Origin of the sequence: Stenotrophomonas sp. NY11291 (assembly GCF_023277365.1) — a bacterium.
Taxonomy (GTDB): domain Bacteria; phylum Pseudomonadota; class Gammaproteobacteria; order Xanthomonadales; family Xanthomonadaceae; genus Stenotrophomonas; species Stenotrophomonas geniculata.
Genome location: NZ_CP096975.1, coordinates 3,089,426 through 3,105,316, shown reverse-complemented (window position 1 = coordinate 3,105,316; position 15,891 = coordinate 3,089,426). Strand labels below are relative to the sequence as shown.

The window sequence follows — 15,891 nt, the reverse complement described above, 5'->3', positions numbered from 1 at the left end:
ACCGGCTTAAAGGCCGGCCCAGGCTTCCACTTCCTCGACGAAATGGTGCACGTCCAGGTAGCGGTTGTAGAGCGGGGTGGGCGAGATGCGGATCACGTCGGGCTCGCGCCAGTCGCCGAGCACGCCGATGCCGCGCAGGTGTTCGAACAGGGCACGGCCACGCTCGCGGCCACCGATCACGCGCAGCGACAACTGGCAGCCGCGGCGCTGCGGGTCGGCCGGGGTGATGATGTCCAGCACCTGCGGCAGGCGCGCGCGTACCAGTGCTTCGAGCATGCCGGTCAGCGCCAGCGATTTGCTGCGCAGCGCCTCCATGCCGGCACGTTCGAACAGGTCCAGAGAGGCGCGCAGCGGTGCCAGGCCGAGGATCGGCGGATTGCTCAGCTGCCAGCCTTCGGCGCCGATGGCGGGCGTGAACTGCGGCGCCATCTGGAAGCGGGTGGCTTCCTCATGGCCCCACCAGCCAGCAAAGCGCGGCAGCGTGGTATCGCGGTGGTGGCGCTCGTGCACGAAGGCGCCAGCCACTGCGCCCGGGCCGCTGTTGAGGTACTTGTAATGGCACCACACGGCGAAATCGGGAGCCACGTCATGCAGGCGCAGCGGCAGGTTGCCGACCGAGTGCGCCAGGTCGAAGCCGATGCGTGCGCCCTGCAGGCGTGCGGCGCGGGTGATCGCATCGAGGTCGAAGGCCTGGCCGGTGCGGTACTGCACGCCGGGCCACAGGACCAGCGCCAGGCGCGGGCCGTGCTCGGCAATGGCGCGTTCGATCGCGGCCAGTGAGATCGTGCCGTTGGCTTCGTCCGGCTGCACTTCCACCAGGCACTCCGCCGGGTCGAAACCATGGAAGCGGATCTGTGCTTCCACCGCATGACGGTCGGTCGGGAATGCACCGGCCTCCATCAGGATCACCGGGCGCTCGGCCGTTGGCCGGTAGAAGCTGACCATCATCAGGTGCAGGTTCACGCTCAGCGTGTTCATCGCCACCACTTCGCTGGGCAATGCTCCGACCACGCGGGCCAGCTGCGCGCTCACCAGACGGTGGTAGGACAGCCACTGCGTCGGGCCGGTGAAGTGGCCTTCCACGGCCAGCTCGCCCCACTGCTTCATCACTTCCTGCACGGCCGCCTGTGCGCCACGCGGCTGCAGCCCCAGCGAGTTGCCGACGAAGTAGGTCTGCTCGCCGCCACCATGGCGCGGAATCAGGAATTCATTGCGCAGCGGGCGCAGCGGATCGGCGGCGTCCAGGGCGATGGCGTGGGTGCGGCTGAGCAGGTCGGACATGGTCGGGCAACAGGCTGCAACGGGACCGCCAGTGTAGCGCTTGGCGGCGTGCCTGCCGCCGAACCTGTAGAGCCGAGCCCATGCTCGGCTGCCGGGCCACGAAGCCGAGCATGGGCTCGGCTCTACAGGGGCAGGTGCTCAGCCCGCCGCAGGCACCGGCAGCGGATCCACGTGCCCGCACTGGCTGCAGGTACGCAGTTCCAGGCTGGCGTGGTAACGCGCGAACACCTTGGGCAGGTCGGTTTCGATGTTCTGCAGCGGGAAGTACTCTTCGTGCAGCTTGTGGTTGCAGTGTTCGCAATGCCAGATCACACCGTCCATCTCATGCGGCAGGCGCTTGCGCTCGACCACCAGGCCGATGCCACCGGGCGGACGCCGCGGCGAGTGCGGCACCTTCGCCGGCAGCAGGAAGATCTCGCCGGCGCGGATCGGAATGTCGCGCACCGCGCCGTCTTCCTGCACCTTCAGCACCATCTCGCCTTCGAGCTGGTAGAACCACTCCGGGCCTTCGTCGTAGTGGAAGTCGGTACGCGAGTTCGGCCCGCCCACCACCATCACGATGAAGTCGCCGTTGTCGATCATCTTGTTGCCCACCGGTGGCTTCAGCAGGTGGCGGTTTTCTTCGATCCAGGCGTGCAGGTTGATCGGCGAAGCGAGCATGGTGGTCATCCGTAAGGGATCAGTCGCGCTTGCCCTTGCGCGGAATGTAGGACAGGGCCTTTTCATACGCCGGCTGCAGCTCTTCCTGCGAACCGACGTCGATGCCCATCTCGCGCACGCGTCCGTCCTTCAGACTGTAGACCCAGCCATGCACCATCAGCTTCTGGCCGCGGGCCCAGGCATCCTGCACGATGGTCGAGCGGCACAGGTTGGCAACCTGCTCGATCACGTTCAGTTCGCACAGGCGAGCGTGCTTGAGCTCATCGGTCTCGATCGCATCGAGGATGCCGGTGTGCTTCTGCATCACGTCGCCCACATGGCGCAGCCAGTTGTCGGCCAGGCCGACGCGGGTGTTGTGCAGGCAGGCATGCACACCGCCGCAGCCGTAGTGGCCGACGATCAGGATGTGCTTCACCTTCAGCTGGTCCACCGCGTACTGCACCACGCTCAGGCAGTTCAGGTCGGTGTGGGCGACCACGTTGGCGACGTTGCGGTGCACGAACACTTCACCCGGGGCCATGCCGATGATCTGGTTGGCCGGCACGCGCGAATCGGAGCAGCCGATCCACAGGTATTCCGGGTGCTGCTGCTTGGCCAGCTGGTGGAAGAACTCGGGGTCTTCCTTCTCGATGCGGTCGGCCCAGTCGCGGTTGTTCTGCAGCAGCTTGTGGATGTCTTTCATGTACGGGTCCCTGGCGTCGGGTGGGGGCGCGCCGCAGCCATCCGGCTGCGTCGTCGCGGGAATCTGGGGCGTTCAGTCGCTGCGGGCGGCCTGTTCGCGGTGCCAGCGCATCCACTGCGCCAACTCGGTGGAAGAGGGGGTGCCGAGCTGTTCCAGTTCGGCGATCACGGCGCGCTGGTTGGCGTCGGGATGGTTCTGGCTCAGCTTGAGCTTGAGCTGCACCTGCTCGACCTGGAAACGGAAGCCGACGATGGCGCGCAGCTCCGGGCCGTGTTCGGCACGCGTGGCATCGAACTGCCAGGCCTGGCCGACACTGGCTTCGAAACGGTCGCTGATCGTACCGACCAGTTCGGCCAGCGCATCAGTGTCGTCGAAGGTCTGCAGCTGGCCACGCAGTTCGGCGGCGGCGTAGTTCCAGGTCGGCACCCGCGCCGCAGGTTCCTTGTCCGGGTGCCAGCTGGCCGAGACATAGCCGTGCGGGCCGTCGACCAGCACCTTGGCCGCGCCGCTGTGGCGCGACTGCGGGTTGGCGCGGGCCCAGTGGCCGCGCAGTTCGATCTGTTCGCCGTCACGCCGGTACAGTACCGGCATCCGGGTCAGCTCCGGCAGGCCATCGCTGCCGGGGGTGAGCACGGTGACGAATGGATCGCGCGCCAGCAGGCGGTCCAGCCAGAGCAGGTCGGTCTCGGCGAAGGCGCGCGGGGTGAACATGCTGGGTTCAGGCGCGCCCGCCCAGCGACTGGATCATGCGGCCACGCAGGCCCTCGTCGCTGTCGGCCTGCGGCGGCTGCACTTCGTGCAGGCTGAAGCCGCGCACCAGCGCGTCTTCTTCGTCGAGGCCGTCGTACTCGACGAACTCGGCGTCGAACAGCTGCGAACGGGCGGTGTCTTCGCTGTCATAGCTCAGCGTGTTGCCATCGCTGTCGAGCACTTCGGCGGTGCCGGCCGGGCGCACGCGCAGGCGCGCCCAGATCAGGGTGTTGCCGAGGCTGGCCAGCCACCAGCTGTCGCGCGAGGCGGTGATGTCATTCATGGGTGTGTTACCAGAGCGAGGCCAGCCAGAGCAGGGCGGCCATGCCCAGTCCGGCCAGCAGGGTCAGCAGCGATACCCAGGCCGGCGTCGCCAGCCCGGACAGCGAGCGGTCCGGCTGCTTGCGATAGTCGCGGCGCAGCAGCCAGGCCAGGGCATCGGGTTTGAGGAAGGCGCCGCTGCCGAAGCGCTCGGCGAGCGCCGGATGGCGGTCGCGCACATGCACCAGGGTCAGCGGCCAGAAGATCACGAAGGCACTGAACCCGGCCACTGCAACGCCGACGAAACAGAGGGCGAAGAACAGGGTCATGGGGCAGTACCTCCGTGGTCGTGTGGGGCTTAGAAGTCCGCGCTGCCGGGGGCGCGCGGGTAGGGGATCGCATCGCGGATGTTGGACAGCCCGCAGACGTAGACCACCAGGCGCTCGAAGCCCAGGCCGAAGCCGGCGTGCGGCACCGAACCATAGCGGCGGAAATCGCGGTACCAGCTGTAGTGCTCGCGATCCAGGCCGAACTGGGCCATGCGCGCATCCAGCACGTCCAGGCGCTCTTCGCGCTGGCTGCCGCCGATGATCTCGCCGATGCCCGGGGCCAGCACGTCCATCGCGGCGACGGTCTTGCCGTCGTCGTTCAGGCGCATGTAGAAGGCCTTGATGTGCTCCGGATAGTTGGTCACCACCACCGGGCGGCCGACGTGTTCCTCGGTCAGCCAGCGCTCGTGCTCGGTCTGCAGGTCCAGGCCCCATTCGACCGGGAAGTCGAACTTCCTGCCGGACTTCTGCAGCAGGGTGACCGCATCGGTGTAGTCGATGCGCTCGAACGGTGCGTTGATGAAGTCTTCCAGCTTGGTGATTGCGTTCTTGTCCACGCGCTCGGCGATGAAGGCCAGGTCGTCGCTGCGCTCGTTCAGCACCGCGCGGAACAGGTACTTCAGGAACTCTTCGGCCAGGCGTGCGTCTTCAGCCAGGTCGGCGAAGGCGATTTCCGGCTCGATCATCCAGAATTCCGCCAGGTGGCGGGTGGTGTGGCTGTTCTCGGCGCGGAAGGTCGGGCCGAAGGTGTAGACCTTGCTCAGCGCCAGGCAGTAAGCCTCGACGTTCAGCTGGCCGGACACGGTCAGGAAGGTTTCCTTGCCGAAGAAGTCACGGCTGAAATCGATCGCGCCCTTCTCGTCACGCGGCAGGTTCACCATGTCCAGGGTGGACACGCGGAACATCTGGCCGGCGCCTTCGGCGTCGGAGGTGGTGATGATCGGGGTGCTGATCCAGTTGAAGCCGTTCTCGTGGAAGAAGCGGTGCACGGCCTGGGCCAGGCAGTTGCGGATGCGGGTGACCGCACCGAACAGGTTGGTGCGCGGGCGCAGGTGTGCCACTTCGCGCAGGAACTCCGGCGACATCGGCTTGGGCTGGATCGGGTAGGTGAGCGGGTCTTCGACCCAGCCGACCACTTCCAGTGCGCTGGCCTGGATCTCGAACGACTGGCCCTTGCCCTGCGACTTCACCAGGGTGCCGGTGGCGATGACCGAGCAGCCGCTGGTCAGGCGCTTGATCTCGTCGAAGTTGGCCAGGCCGTCGCCGGCCACGACCTGGATCGGGGCGAAGCAGGAGCCGTCGCTCACATTCACGAAAGCCAGATTCGCTGAACCGCGCACCGTGCGCACCCATCCGCGTACCGTGACTTCGCCGCCTTCCGGGATCTTCCCGGCAAGCGCATGTTCAACGCTGACCACCGTCATGACTTGAATCCTCTGCTGATCGACTCGATCTGTGAACACGGGAGTTTACCGGTTGCAGCGTTCTGCTTGCGAGGCATTTTTCGCGGCAACGGCTCCTTATAATGTCCCCGTACCTCTGGAGTAGCCCCATGGCCGTCAGCCTGACCCCCATTGCCTTCGAGCGCGTGCAGCGCTTCATCGCCCAGACCCCCGGCGCGCTGGGCCTGCGTTTCGGCGTGACCAAGACCGGTTGCTCCGGCTGGGGTCACATCACCGACCTGGCCCGCGACGAGCGCGAGGGCGATACCGTGTTCGACCAGGACGGCGTGAAGATCTACGTCGACGCCAAGAGCCTGGCGCTGGTGGACGGCACCGTGATCGACTTCGGCAAGCACGGCCTGAGCGAGACGTTCACGTTCAGCAACCCCAATGCCACCGCCGAGTGTGGCTGCGGCGAGAGCTTCACCACCGACGCCGACAAGGCCTGACGGCCGGCCGCCGGGCATGGCCCGGCGCTACCCGCCTGGTGGGTGCCGACCTTGATCGGCACCGGGGCAGGGCACCCCGGTTCAGCATGTCGGGTACCCCCGGTTGCCCATCCTCCCCATCTGCGCCATAATGCGCGGCTTCCTGCCTACCCGGCGGGAACCCTTGCCCCACCGCGGTCTCAACGGCGGGGGGCTGTCCGGCCGCAAGGCCACATCCGAAAGGTAGAAAAAACATGAGTCGTCATTACGAAATCGTGTTCATGGTCCACCCGGACCAGAGCGAGCAGGTCCCGGCCATGATCGAGCGCTACAAGTCGCTGGTCGAGAACGGCAACGGCACCATCCACCGTCTGGAAGACTGGGGTCGCCGCCAGCTGGCGTACCCGATCCAGAACCTGGTGAAGGCCCACTACGTGCTGATGAACATCGAAGCCGACCAGGCCGTTCTGAACGAACTGACCGAGAGCTTCCGCTTCAACGACGCCGTGCTGCGCAACCTGGTCATCAAGCGTGACGAGGCTGACACCGAGCAGTCGCTGATCATGAAGAGCAAGGACGAGAAGGGTGACAAGCCGGAGCGCGGTGAGCGCCGTCGTCGTGACGACGAAGAAGGCGAGTCCACCACCACCGCTGACAACGAAGCCGGCGACGACGCCGCTTCTGCCGCCTAAGGAGCCTTCCCATGTCCAAGTTCTTCCGTCGCCGCAAGTTCTGCAAGTTCACGGCTGAAGGTGTGAAGGAGATCGACTACAAGGATCTCAACACCCTGCGCCAGTACCTGACCGAGAACGGCAAGATCGTGCCGAGCCGCGTCACCGGTACCAAGTCGAAGTACCAGCGCCAGCTGGCGACCGCCGTCAAGCGCGCTCGCTTCCTGGCCCTGATCCCGTACACCGACAACCACGACGTCTGATGCCCGGCGGGGCGGCCCGGTGCCGCCCCCGCTGTGCCAGCTATTCGGACAGCCTTTGTTGCGGGGCATCGCCTCGCTAACGAATAACTCATCTGGAGCAATACCATGCAGCTGATCCTCCTGCAGAAAGTCACCAACCTCGGCAACCTGGGCGACCTGGTCGACGTGAAGCCGGGCTACGGCCGTAACTTCCTCGTGCCGCAGGGCAAGGCCGTGCCGGCCACCGAGAGCAACAAGGCCGAGTTCGAAGCCAAGCGCGCCGAGTACGAAGCCAAGGCCCAGGCCATCCACGCCGAAGCTGACGCCCGCAAGGCCAAGCTGGACGGCGCGAGCGTGACCATCCCGGCCAACGCTTCGACCGAAGGCAAGCTGTACGGCTCGGTCGGCGCCCGCGAAATCGCCGATGCCTTCACCGCTGCCGGCCTGCCGGTCAGCAAGAGCGAAGTCATCCTGGGCGAAGGCGCCTTCCGCAACATCGGCGAGTACGACGTGCTGATCCACCTGCACGCCGACGTCGAGACCACCGTCAAGGTTGTCGTCGTCGCCGAAGCCTGATCCCACGCCGCAAGGCCTGGCATCACCGCAGAACGGGCGCCCGCAAGGGTGCCCGTTTTGTTTTATGGCTCCGTTTCGTGGTGTCGGGCCACCTCTGGCCGACGGGGTGGGGCTGGACAATGTTCCACGCCCATTCGTAGAACACGGCCACATCGGTATACTCAGGGCGTCACACCCGTTCCACGGGCATCGATCCCAACAGGATCAATGGCTTGGAGGGTAAACGCAGGCCGCTTGCCGGCCCCAGTCCGGAACCCCTATGCGTCTTTCCACGATCAAGCTGTCCGGCTTCAAGTCGTTCGTCGATCCGACCACCCTGCACCTGCCGACCAACATGACCGGCGTGGTGGGGCCCAATGGTTGCGGCAAGTCGAACATCATCGACGCCGTGCGCTGGGTCATGGGCGAGAGCTCGGCCAGCCGCCTGCGTGGCGACTCGCTGACCGACGTGATCTTCTCCGGGTCCAACGCGCGCAAGCCGGTCTCGCAGGCCACGGTCGAGCTGATCTTCGACAACTCCGACCACACGATCTCGGGCGAGTACGCCTCGTTCAACGAAATCTCGGTCAAGCGCACGGTCAGCCGCGACGGTACCAGCAACTACTACCTCAACGGCACCAAGTGCCGCCGCCGCGACATCACCGATCTGTTCCTCGGCACCGGCCTGGGCCCGCGCAGCTACTCGATCATCGAGCAGGGCATGATCAGCCAGATCATCGAGGCACGCCCGGAAGACCTGCGCGTCTACCTGGAAGAGGCGGCCGGCATCTCCAAATACAAGGAGCGCCGCAAGGAGACCGAGACCCGCATCCGCCACACCCGCGAGAACCTGGACCGGCTGGGCGACCTGCGCGACGAGATCAGCAAGCAGCTGGAGCACCTCAAGCGCCAGGCCAAGCAGGCCGAGCAGTACCAGGCCCTGCAGGAAGAGCGCCGGGTCAAGGATGCCGAGTGGAAGGCGCTGGAATTCCGCGGCCTCGACGGGCGCCTGTCGAAGCTGCGCGAAGGCCTGTCGCAGGAAGAGACGAGGCTGCAGCAGCTGATCGCCGACCAGCGTGACGCCGAGGCCCGCATCGAGACCTCGCGGGTACGCCGCGAAGAGGCCGCCGATGCGCTCAACACCGCGCAGGCGGCGGTCTACCAGGTCGGCAGCACGCTGGCGCGCCTGGAACAGCAGATCCAGCACCAGCGCGAGCTGTCGCAGCGCCTGCTCAAGGCACGCGACGAGACCCGTCAGGCATTGGCCGAACTGGGCCAGCACATCAGTGGCGACGAGGCGAAGCTGATGGTGCTGCGTGAGGCAGTGGAGGCCGCCACTCCGCAGCTGGAAGCACTGCAGGAAGAACACGAGATCAAGCAAGAAAGCCTGCGTGAGGCTGAAGAGCGGCTGGCCAGCTGGCAGCAGCGCTGGGAACAGCACACCTCGCAGAGTTCGGAAGCCTCGCGCGCCGGCGATGTCGAGCGCACGCGCGTGGACTACCTGGACAAGCAGATCCTCGACGCCGACCGGCGTCGCGAGGCCCTGGCCGCCGAACGCGCCGGCCTGGACGTGGATGCGCTGGAAGAAGCCTTCGAGCAGCTGCACCTGCAGCACGACACGCAGAAGACCGCGCTGGATGAATTGAGCGAAGACGTCGAGCTGCGCAAGCAGGGCGTGGCGGCCGTGCAGGAGCAGCAGCGGAATGGCCAGAACGAACTGGCTGAACTGCGCAAGCAGGCCAACGGCCTGCGCGGTCGCCTGGCCTCGCTGGAAACCCTGCAGCAGGCCGCACTGGGCCAGGAGCAGGGCGCGGCCGTGGCCTGGCTGAAGGCGCGCGGGCTGGATTCGGCGGCGCGCGTCGGCGAACGCCTGGACGTGGATGCCGGTTGGGAAAACGCGGTGGAAAGCGCGCTTGGCCAGTTGATCGAAGGCGTGCTGGTCGATGACCCGGCCAGCCTGGTCGACGCGCTGGGCGAACTGGGCGAGGGCCACATTGCACTGGTCGCCAACGATGGCGCGGACCTGAAGGTCGCGCCGACCTCGCTGGCTGCACGCGTGCGTGGCCCGGCAGCGATCCGGCGCCTGCTGGCGCACCTGCACGGTGCCAGGGATCTGGCCGAAGCCAAGACGCTGCAGGCCAGCCTGCCGGAAGGCGATTCGATCATCACCCAAAGTGGCGAGCGCCTGGGTCAGGGCTGGCTGCGCGTATCGCGTTCCGGTGCGGCCCAGCAGGGCGCGCTGCTGCGCGAACGTGAGATCAACGAACTGCGTGAGCAGATCGAGCAGCTGCAGGACCGCGAGGCCGAGCTGGAGGAACAGCTGGCAGGCTTCCGCGAGCAGTTGCAGGCCGCCGAACAGCAGCGCGAAGACGCGCAGCGTGCGCTGTACCAGGCCCATCGCGCGGTCTCTGAACTGGCCGGCCAGCTGCAGGGCCAGCAGGGCAAGGTGGAGGCCGCGCGCACGCGCATCGACCGCATCGAAGGTGAGCTGAAGCAGCTGCAGGACACGCTGGAAGCCAACAACGAGCAGGCGCGTGAGGCGCGCTCGCGGTTGGAGAACGCGGTCAGCAGCATGGGCGACCTGGAATCGACCCGGCAGCGGCTGGAGGGCGAGCGCCGCCAGCTGACCGAGGCCCGCGACCTGGCCCGCGACGCTGCACGTGCGGTGCGCGAGCGGTCGCACTCGCTGGCCCTGACCCTGGAATCGCAGCGGGCGCAGCTGGCCTCACTGAGCCAGGCACTGGAGCGCATGGGTACCCAGCGCGGGCAGTTGGATTCGCGCCTGGGCGAACTGCATTCGCAGCTGGATGAGGGCGATTCGCCGGTCGAATCGCTGCAGGCCGAACATCAGAACGCATTGGAAGAGCGCGTCCGCGCCGACCGCGTGCTGACCGAGGCGCGCACGTTGCTGGACGGCATCGATGCCGAACTGCGCAACTACGAACAGACCCGCCACCAGCGCGACGAACAGGCGCTGGCCCAGCGCGAACGCATTTCGCAGCGCAAGCTGGACCAGCAGGCGCTGGTGCTCAGCGCGGAGACCCTGCAGGGGGCGGTGGAGAAGGCCGGTTTCGTACTGCAGGACGTGCTCAATGCGCTGCCCGAGGATGCCCGCCTGGGCGACTGGGAGCAGGCCGTGCACCAGATCGATGGCCGCATGCGCCGGCTGGAGCCGGTCAATCTGGCCGCCATCCACGAGTACGGTGAGGCGTCGCAGCGCTCGGACTACCTGGATTCGCAGCACACCGACCTGACCACGGCGCTGGAAACCCTGGAAGATGCGATCCGCAAGATCGACCGCGAGACCCGTGGCCGCTTCAAGGACACCTTCGACCGCGTCAACGCCGGCGTGCAGGCGCTGTACCCGCGCCTGTTCGGCGGTGGCCACGCCTACCTGGAGCTGACCGGTGAAGACCTGCTCGACACCGGTGTGACCATCATGGCGCGTCCGCCGGGCAAGCGCGTGTCCAGCATCTCGCTGCTGTCCGGCGGCGAAAAGGCGATGACTGCGGTGGCGCTGGTGTTCGCCATCTTCCAGCTGAATCCAGCACCGTTCTGCCTGCTGGACGAGGTGGATGCGCCGCTGGACGAAGCCAACGTCGGCCGCCTGGCCAACATGGTCAAGGAAATGAGCGAAAAGGTGCAGTTCCTGTTCGTCAGCCACAACAAGGCGACGATGGAGGCCGCGCACCAGTTGTCGGGCGTGACCATGCGCGAGCCGGGCGTCAGCCGCCTGGTCAGCGTGGACCTGGAAGAAGCCGCGCGATTGGCGGGCGCGGCCTGACGTGCCATCCTAGTTACCTGAATGAACTAGCCGGAGAACCTATCGAATGTCCGACACGGCACTGTTGCGCATCGGCATCCTGGCCGCCGGCCTGCTGTTGATCGCCGCGATCTTCCTGTTTGGCCGTCCGAAGAAGAAGCCCCAGGGCCGCCGCGTGGAAAGCGCGGAACCGAACAGCGGCGAGCGCCGCGAGCCGGTGCTGGGCGAAGACGGCGTCACCGTGGCCGATGGCCGCGTCGAACCGGGCATGGGCACGGAAGGTGAGCAGGCCGAACTCGGCCTGGGCGAAACCGATCCGGGCGCCAGCGACCTCGGCAAGCGCGCCACCCAGGACTTCGACAAGATCGTCTCGCTGTTCGTGGCCGCTCGGGCCGGCGAACAGCTGCGTGGCGAAGACATCGTGGTGGCGGCCGAAAAGACCGGCCTGGTGTTCGGCCACATGAACGTGTTCCACCGCCTGGTGGAAGGCCACCCCGAGCGCGGCCCGATCTTCTCGATGGCCAGCATCATGAAGCCGGGCAGCTTCGACATGGCCAACATCCGTGCCATGGAGACCCCGGCCATCGCCTTCTTCCTGACCCTGCCGGCGCCGCTGACCGCGCTGGATGCCTGGGAGAAAATGCTGCCGACCGTGCAGCGCATGGCCGAGCTGCTGGATGGCGTTGTGCTGGATGACAGCCGCAACGCCCTGGGGCGCCAGCGCATCGCGCACATCCGTGACGAGCTGCGCGCCTATGACCGTCAGCACCAGGCTCCGCCGTTGACCAAGACCCCGCGCTGGTAAGCGGCATGGCGTGCCGACCAACGGTCGGCACCCACCCCGACCAACGATTGGCACCCACAACAGTAGATCCGCGCCATGCGTGGATGGGGCGAACCAAGGTTCGCCCCCACCAACAGGGTCAGGCCGGTACGCCGGCCACCTTCGCGAACGCATTGCGGAACGCGGCCATCTCCTCTTCGGTGCCGACGGTCACGCGCACGCGCTGTGGCCAGATCGGCCAGCTTCGCCCGATCACCACGCCGTTGTCGGCCATTGCCTTGGCGAACGCGCTGCCATCGCGCCGGACGTCGACCACGAAGCAGTTCGCTTCCGACCGCACGCAGCTGAAACCACGCTTGCCCAGCCACGCGATGGTGGCCTGCCGCACCTTGGCATTCTGCAGGCGGCGCTGAGGAATCAACTGCGGATCGCGCAGGCTGGCCAGTGCAGCGGCCAGTGCCGGCACGGGCAGCGGGTTGTCGCCCAGGCTGGCCAGTTCGCGCAGGCGGTCGGGATGCGCGGCCGCCACGCCCAGTCGCAGGCCGGCCATGCCATAAAGCTTGGAGAACGTGCGCAACACGATCAGGTCGTCGCGCTGCGCCACCTGCGCAATCAGGCTCGGCTGCTCGCTGTACTGCAGGTAGGCCTCGTCCAGCAGCACGCGGGTGGAGGCGGGCTTGTGGGCCAGCAGCCAGGCAAGCTCATCCGGTGGGCTGATCGAGCCGGTCGGGTTGTTCGGGTTGCACACATACAGCAGTCCGGTCGGGCGTGCATGCGCGGCGGCAACCATTGCACGCAGGTCATGTGCGCCGTCGTCGCGCAGCGGCACTTTCTGCACGTGCGCACCGTGTGCGGCGGCGACCTCGCCCAGCGTCTCGAAGGTCGGGTCGGCGACTACCAGTCCCGCCAGCGGGCCGGTCCATAGCACGGCGGCACGGTTCAGCGGTTCGCTGGAACCCGGATACAACCGCACGTGATCAGCCGGAATGCGTGCCTGTTCGATGAAGGCGTCGCGCACCTGTCCGGCCAGTGCGAAACGGTAGCGGCCGCAACCGGCGATGCTGTCGCGTGCCGCCTGCTGGGCTGCGGGCGAGGGGCCGTAGGGGCATTCGTTGAAATTCAGCAGCACCGCACCTTCGGCGGGGGCGGGGGCGGGGGCGGCGGCTGTCGCGGGTTGGGCATGGCCGAGCTGCGGCAGCCCGCTGCCGGCGACGGCGAGGCCAGCACTGGCCAGTTGCAGGAAGCGTCGACGGGAAGCGGGCAGGGGCACGGGCAGGATTCCGAAGGGCAGACCGTCGCACGCTAGCGCCGGTGAGGGTGGGCGGCAAGCTGCATTTGCAGCGTCGAGCCGTGCTCGACTACAGACGTGCCAACCAAGGTTGGCACCTACCGGAGCGGGGAGAAGGTTGGCACCTACCGGAACGAGGGAGACGGTTGGCACCTGCCAGAGCGGAGGGGGGAGCAGTCGAGCATGGCTCGACGCTACAGAAGCGGGGCCGTTACCGGGCCTGACGGCCGGGCGCGGTAGAATTCCCGGCCATCCCAGAACCACCGGATCCCGATGAGCCCCAGCCCAGCCGAACGCGCCGAAGACCTCCGCCGGCAGATCGCCCAGGCCAACCGCGCCTACCACGAGCTGGACGCGCCGGAGATCCCTGACGTCGACTACGACCGGATGGTGCGCGAGCTGGAAGCGCTGGAGCGCGAGCACCCGGAACTGGCCCGTGCCGACAGCCCGACCCAGCAGGTCGGTGCGCGGCCCTCCGGCCGTTTCCCGGAGGTGCGCCACGCGGTACCGATGTTGTCGCTGTCCAATGCCTTCAGCGATGAAGAAGTGGCCGATTTCGTGCGCCGCATCGATGAGCGCCTGGGTCGTCGCAGCCTACGGTTCTCGGCCGAGCCGAAGATGGACGGCCTGGCGATCAGCCTGCGCTACGAAGAGGGTCATTTCGTGCTCGGCGCGACCCGTGGCGATGGCAGTACCGGCGAGGACGTGACCGCCAACCTGCGCGAGATCGGTGACATTCCCAAGCGCCTGCACGGCAAGGACTGGCCGGATGTGCTGGAAGTACGCGGCGAGGTCTACATGGCGCGCGCCGATTTCGAGGCCTACAACGAACGTGCACGCCAGCACGGTGGCAAGGTGCTGGCCAATCCGCGCAACGCCGCGGCCGGCTCGCTGCGCCAGCTCGATCCGAAGATCAGTGCGCAGCGCAGGCTGAGTTTCTTCGCCTACGGCACCGGCGAAGTGCAGGGCGGCGAACTGCCGGACACCCATTCGGGCATCCTGGCCCAGCTCGGTACCTGGGGCTTTCCGGTCAGTGAGCTGTGCAAGGTGGTGGACGGCACCGACGGCCTGCTCGGCTACTACCGCGACATCGGTGAGCGCCGTGATGGCCTGCCGTTCGATATCGATGGCGTGGTCTACAAGCTCGATGATCGTGCGGGTCAGCAGGCGATGGGCTTCGTTTCGCGCGCGCCGCGCTGGGCCATCGCGCACAAATTCCCGGCGCAGGAACAGAGCACCACGGTGGAGGCGATCGAGATCCAGATCGGCCGCACCGGTGCGGCCACACCGGTCGCGCGCCTGGCGCCGGTGGCCGTGGCCGGCGTGATCGTGTCCAACGCCACGCTGCACAACGCCGACCAGATCGCACGCCTGGATGTGCGCGTCGGCGACAGCGTGATCGTGCGGCGTGCTGGCGATGTCATTCCCGAAGTGGTCAGCGTCATCCTCGACCGCCGCCCGCAGGGCACCACGCCGTGGCAGATGCCGACGCGCTGCCCGGTCTGTGGTTCGGAGATCGTGCGTGAGGAGGGGGCGGCGGCGTGGCGTTGTTCGGGCGAACTGTCCTGCCCGGCGCAGCGCAAGGAAGCCATCGCCCATTTCGCTTCGCGCCGCGCGATGGACATCGATGGCCTGGGTGACAAGTACATCGAAACCCTGGTCGACGCCGGCATCGTCAAGAGCGTGGCCGATCTGTACCGCCTCAGCCGTGACCAGCTGCTGCACCTGAAACTGGTACTGGACGCCGAGGATCCGTCAGCACTGGCCGCTGCGCTGAAGCTGCATCTGCCCGCCGAGGGCAGTGGTGCGGTGCTCAATGCAGTGCTGAAGCTGGACGGCAACGATCCGGGCTGGCGCGCGCAGGCGCTGGTGCAGCCGGCCAGCTTCGAATGGAACACGAAGAAGATCGCCACCAAGTGGGCCGACAACCTGATCGCGGCGATCGACGCCAGTCGTGCTGCCACGCTGGAGCGCCTGCTGTTCGCGCTCGGCATCGAGCATGTGGGCGAAAGCACGGCCAAGGCGCTGGCGCAGTGGTTCGGTGACCTGGAGCTGATCCGCCATCTGCCGTGGCCGTTGTTCAAGCGTGTGCCGGACATCGGTGGCGAAGTGGCGCGCTCGCTCGGCCATTTCTTCGAGCAGCAGGGCAACCAGCAGGCCATCGATGACCTGTTGCAGGTTGGCCAGGTGCGCATCAGCGATGTGCACGCGCCCAGTGCCAAGCTGCGCGAGGGCCTGGATCTGGCGCAGCTGTTGGTCGAGTCGGAGATCCCCGGCATTACCCGCCTGCGCGCGGAAAAGCTGGTGGCTGCGCTGCCTGGCGCGCAGGCGGTGCTCGACGCCGAGCATGGCCAGTTCGTCAACGCCGGCCTACCGGACGACACTGCGCGCGGTCTAGCGGAGTGGCTGGACGCCGAAGGCCATGGCGCGATGCTGTTGGCCGCCGAGAAGGCGATGCAGCAGATCCTGGCCAAGGCGCCGGCGCTGGCCGAGATCGTTGCGGGCCCGCTGGACGGGCAGACCGTGGTGCTCACCGGCACCCTGGCGCAGCTCACCCGCGATGCCGCCAAGGAGCGCCTGGAGGCGCTGGGCGCCAAGGTCTCCGGCAGCGTCTCGAAGAAGACCAGCTTTGTGGTGGCCGGTACCGAGGCAGGCTCCAAGCTGGACAAGGCACAGTCGCTGGGCGTGCCGGTGTGGGACGAAGACCGCCTGCTGGCCTATCTTGCCGAACACGAATGATGACCCCGCCGGGTGC

At 67.1% G+C, this 15,891-nt stretch carries 15 protein-coding genes; 7 read left to right on the top strand and 8 right to left on the bottom strand.

Annotated elements, in window-relative coordinates; genetic code table 11:
• Window positions 1–6: 6 nt before the first annotated feature.
• From kynU to asnS, 7 genes are all read right to left on the bottom strand, one after another.
• Window positions 7–1,281, bottom strand: coding sequence for a kynureninase (gene kynU / locus M1L61_RS14560; protein WP_248853708.1), 1,275 nt, complete (start codon window positions 1,279–1,281; stop codon window positions 7–9).
• Window positions 1,282–1,419: 138 nt separating this feature from the next.
• Window positions 1,420–1,941, bottom strand: a complete 522-nt coding sequence (locus tag M1L61_RS14555) for a 3-hydroxyanthranilate 3,4-dioxygenase (RefSeq protein WP_029379697.1) — start codon at window positions 1,939–1,941, stop codon at window positions 1,420–1,422.
• A 19-nt stretch (window positions 1,942–1,960) separates the two neighbouring features.
• A complete protein-coding gene (gene can / locus M1L61_RS14550) occupies window positions 1,961–2,623 on the bottom strand; it encodes a carbonate dehydratase (protein ID WP_010480460.1) in 663 nt (220 codons plus the stop codon).
• Between the two features lie 72 nt (window positions 2,624–2,695).
• Window positions 2,696–3,334, bottom strand: a complete 639-nt coding sequence (locus tag M1L61_RS14545) for an FMN-binding negative transcriptional regulator (RefSeq protein WP_248853707.1) — start codon at window positions 3,332–3,334, stop codon at window positions 2,696–2,698.
• A gap of 7 nt (window positions 3,335–3,341) precedes the next feature.
• Complete coding sequence (locus M1L61_RS14540; protein ID WP_006453002.1) at window positions 3,342–3,656, bottom strand: hypothetical protein; 315 nt, start codon at window positions 3,654–3,656, stop codon at window positions 3,342–3,344.
• Window positions 3,657–3,663: 7 nt separating this feature from the next.
• The gene (locus tag M1L61_RS14535) at window positions 3,664–3,963 is read right to left on the bottom strand and encodes a hypothetical protein (RefSeq protein WP_043398470.1); all 300 of its coding nucleotides are present in this window, start codon (window positions 3,961–3,963) and stop codon (window positions 3,664–3,666) included.
• Window positions 3,964–3,992: 29 nt separating this feature from the next.
• Complete coding sequence (asnS, locus tag M1L61_RS14530; protein ID WP_049482475.1) at window positions 3,993–5,387, bottom strand: asparagine--tRNA ligase; 1,395 nt, start codon at window positions 5,385–5,387, stop codon at window positions 3,993–3,995.
• A 128-nt stretch (window positions 5,388–5,515) separates the two neighbouring features.
• Between asnS and M1L61_RS14525 the strand changes: the two genes are divergently transcribed.
• From M1L61_RS14525 to zipA, 6 genes are all read left to right on the top strand, one after another.
• Window positions 5,516–5,854: an iron-sulfur cluster assembly accessory protein gene (locus M1L61_RS14525; RefSeq protein ID WP_053443270.1), complete on the top strand. Its 339-nt coding sequence runs from the start codon at window positions 5,516–5,518 to the stop codon at window positions 5,852–5,854.
• Between the two features lie 233 nt (window positions 5,855–6,087).
• Window positions 6,088–6,525 (top strand): 30S ribosomal protein S6, encoded by a 438-nt coding sequence (gene rpsF / locus M1L61_RS14520; RefSeq protein ID WP_006452997.1) that lies wholly within the window; start codon window positions 6,088–6,090, stop codon window positions 6,523–6,525.
• 11 nt (window positions 6,526–6,536) lie between these two features.
• On the top strand, window positions 6,537–6,767 hold the full coding sequence (rpsR, locus tag M1L61_RS14515) for a 30S ribosomal protein S18 (protein ID WP_002804494.1): 231 nt from the start codon (window positions 6,537–6,539) through the stop codon (window positions 6,765–6,767).
• A gap of 105 nt (window positions 6,768–6,872) precedes the next feature.
• Entirely contained in the window at window positions 6,873–7,322 is a 450-nt protein-coding gene (gene rplI, locus M1L61_RS14510) for a 50S ribosomal protein L9 (protein ID WP_043398478.1), read from the top strand.
• Between the two features lie 259 nt (window positions 7,323–7,581).
• On the top strand, window positions 7,582–11,085 hold the full coding sequence (gene smc / locus M1L61_RS14505; protein WP_248853706.1) for a chromosome segregation protein SMC: 3,504 nt from the start codon (window positions 7,582–7,584) through the stop codon (window positions 11,083–11,085).
• A gap of 46 nt (window positions 11,086–11,131) precedes the next feature.
• Entirely contained in the window at window positions 11,132–11,869 is a 738-nt protein-coding gene (zipA, locus tag M1L61_RS14500; RefSeq protein WP_010480476.1) for a cell division protein ZipA, read from the top strand.
• 118 nt (window positions 11,870–11,987) lie between these two features.
• Here the strand turns inward: zipA and M1L61_RS14495 are convergent, their stop codons facing one another.
• On the bottom strand, window positions 11,988–13,118 hold the full coding sequence (locus M1L61_RS14495) for a pyridoxal phosphate-dependent aminotransferase (RefSeq protein WP_248853705.1): 1,131 nt from the start codon (window positions 13,116–13,118) through the stop codon (window positions 11,988–11,990).
• A 285-nt stretch (window positions 13,119–13,403) separates the two neighbouring features.
• Here M1L61_RS14495 and ligA point away from each other — a divergent pair, with 285 nt between their 5' ends.
• Window positions 13,404–15,875 carry an NAD-dependent DNA ligase LigA gene (gene ligA / locus M1L61_RS14490; protein WP_248854786.1) on the top strand — a complete coding sequence of 824 codons (2,472 nt, stop codon included), beginning with the start codon at window positions 13,404–13,406 and terminating at the stop codon, window positions 15,873–15,875.
• The last annotated feature ends 16 nt before the right edge of the window (window positions 15,876–15,891 follow it).

What these genes read in the sequence shown, in the direction of transcription:
- rplI (WP_043398478.1), top strand. Translation starts at nt 6,873, where the DNA reads ATGCAGCTGATCCTCCTGCAGAAAGTCACCAACCTCGGCAACCTGGGC.
- M1L61_RS14525 (WP_053443270.1), top strand. Translation starts at nt 5,516, where the DNA reads ATGGCCGTCAGCCTGACCCCCATTGCCTTCGAGCGCGTGCAGCGCTTC.
- zipA (WP_010480476.1), top strand. Translation starts at nt 11,132, where the DNA reads ATGTCCGACACGGCACTGTTGCGCATCGGCATCCTGGCCGCCGGCCTG.
- rpsF (WP_006452997.1), top strand. Translation starts at nt 6,088, where the DNA reads ATGAGTCGTCATTACGAAATCGTGTTCATGGTCCACCCGGACCAGAGC.
- M1L61_RS14535 (WP_043398470.1), bottom strand. Translation starts at nt 3,963, where the DNA reads ATGACCCTGTTCTTCGCCCTCTGTTTCGTCGGCGTTGCAGTGGCCGGG.
- rpsR (WP_002804494.1), top strand. Translation starts at nt 6,537, where the DNA reads ATGTCCAAGTTCTTCCGTCGCCGCAAGTTCTGCAAGTTCACGGCTGAA.
- can (WP_010480460.1), bottom strand. Translation starts at nt 2,623, where the DNA reads ATGAAAGACATCCACAAGCTGCTGCAGAACAACCGCGACTGGGCCGAC.
- M1L61_RS14540 (WP_006453002.1), bottom strand. Translation starts at nt 3,656, where the DNA reads ATGAATGACATCACCGCCTCGCGCGACAGCTGGTGGCTGGCCAGCCTC.
- asnS (WP_049482475.1), bottom strand. Translation starts at nt 5,387, where the DNA reads ATGACGGTGGTCAGCGTTGAACATGCGCTTGCCGGGAAGATCCCGGAA.
- smc (WP_248853706.1), top strand. Translation starts at nt 7,582, where the DNA reads ATGCGTCTTTCCACGATCAAGCTGTCCGGCTTCAAGTCGTTCGTCGAT.
- M1L61_RS14545 (WP_248853707.1), bottom strand. Translation starts at nt 3,334, where the DNA reads ATGTTCACCCCGCGCGCCTTCGCCGAGACCGACCTGCTCTGGCTGGAC.
- M1L61_RS14555 (WP_029379697.1), bottom strand. Translation starts at nt 1,941, where the DNA reads ATGCTCGCTTCGCCGATCAACCTGCACGCCTGGATCGAAGAAAACCGC.
- kynU (WP_248853708.1), bottom strand. Translation starts at nt 1,281, where the DNA reads ATGTCCGACCTGCTCAGCCGCACCCACGCCATCGCCCTGGACGCCGCC.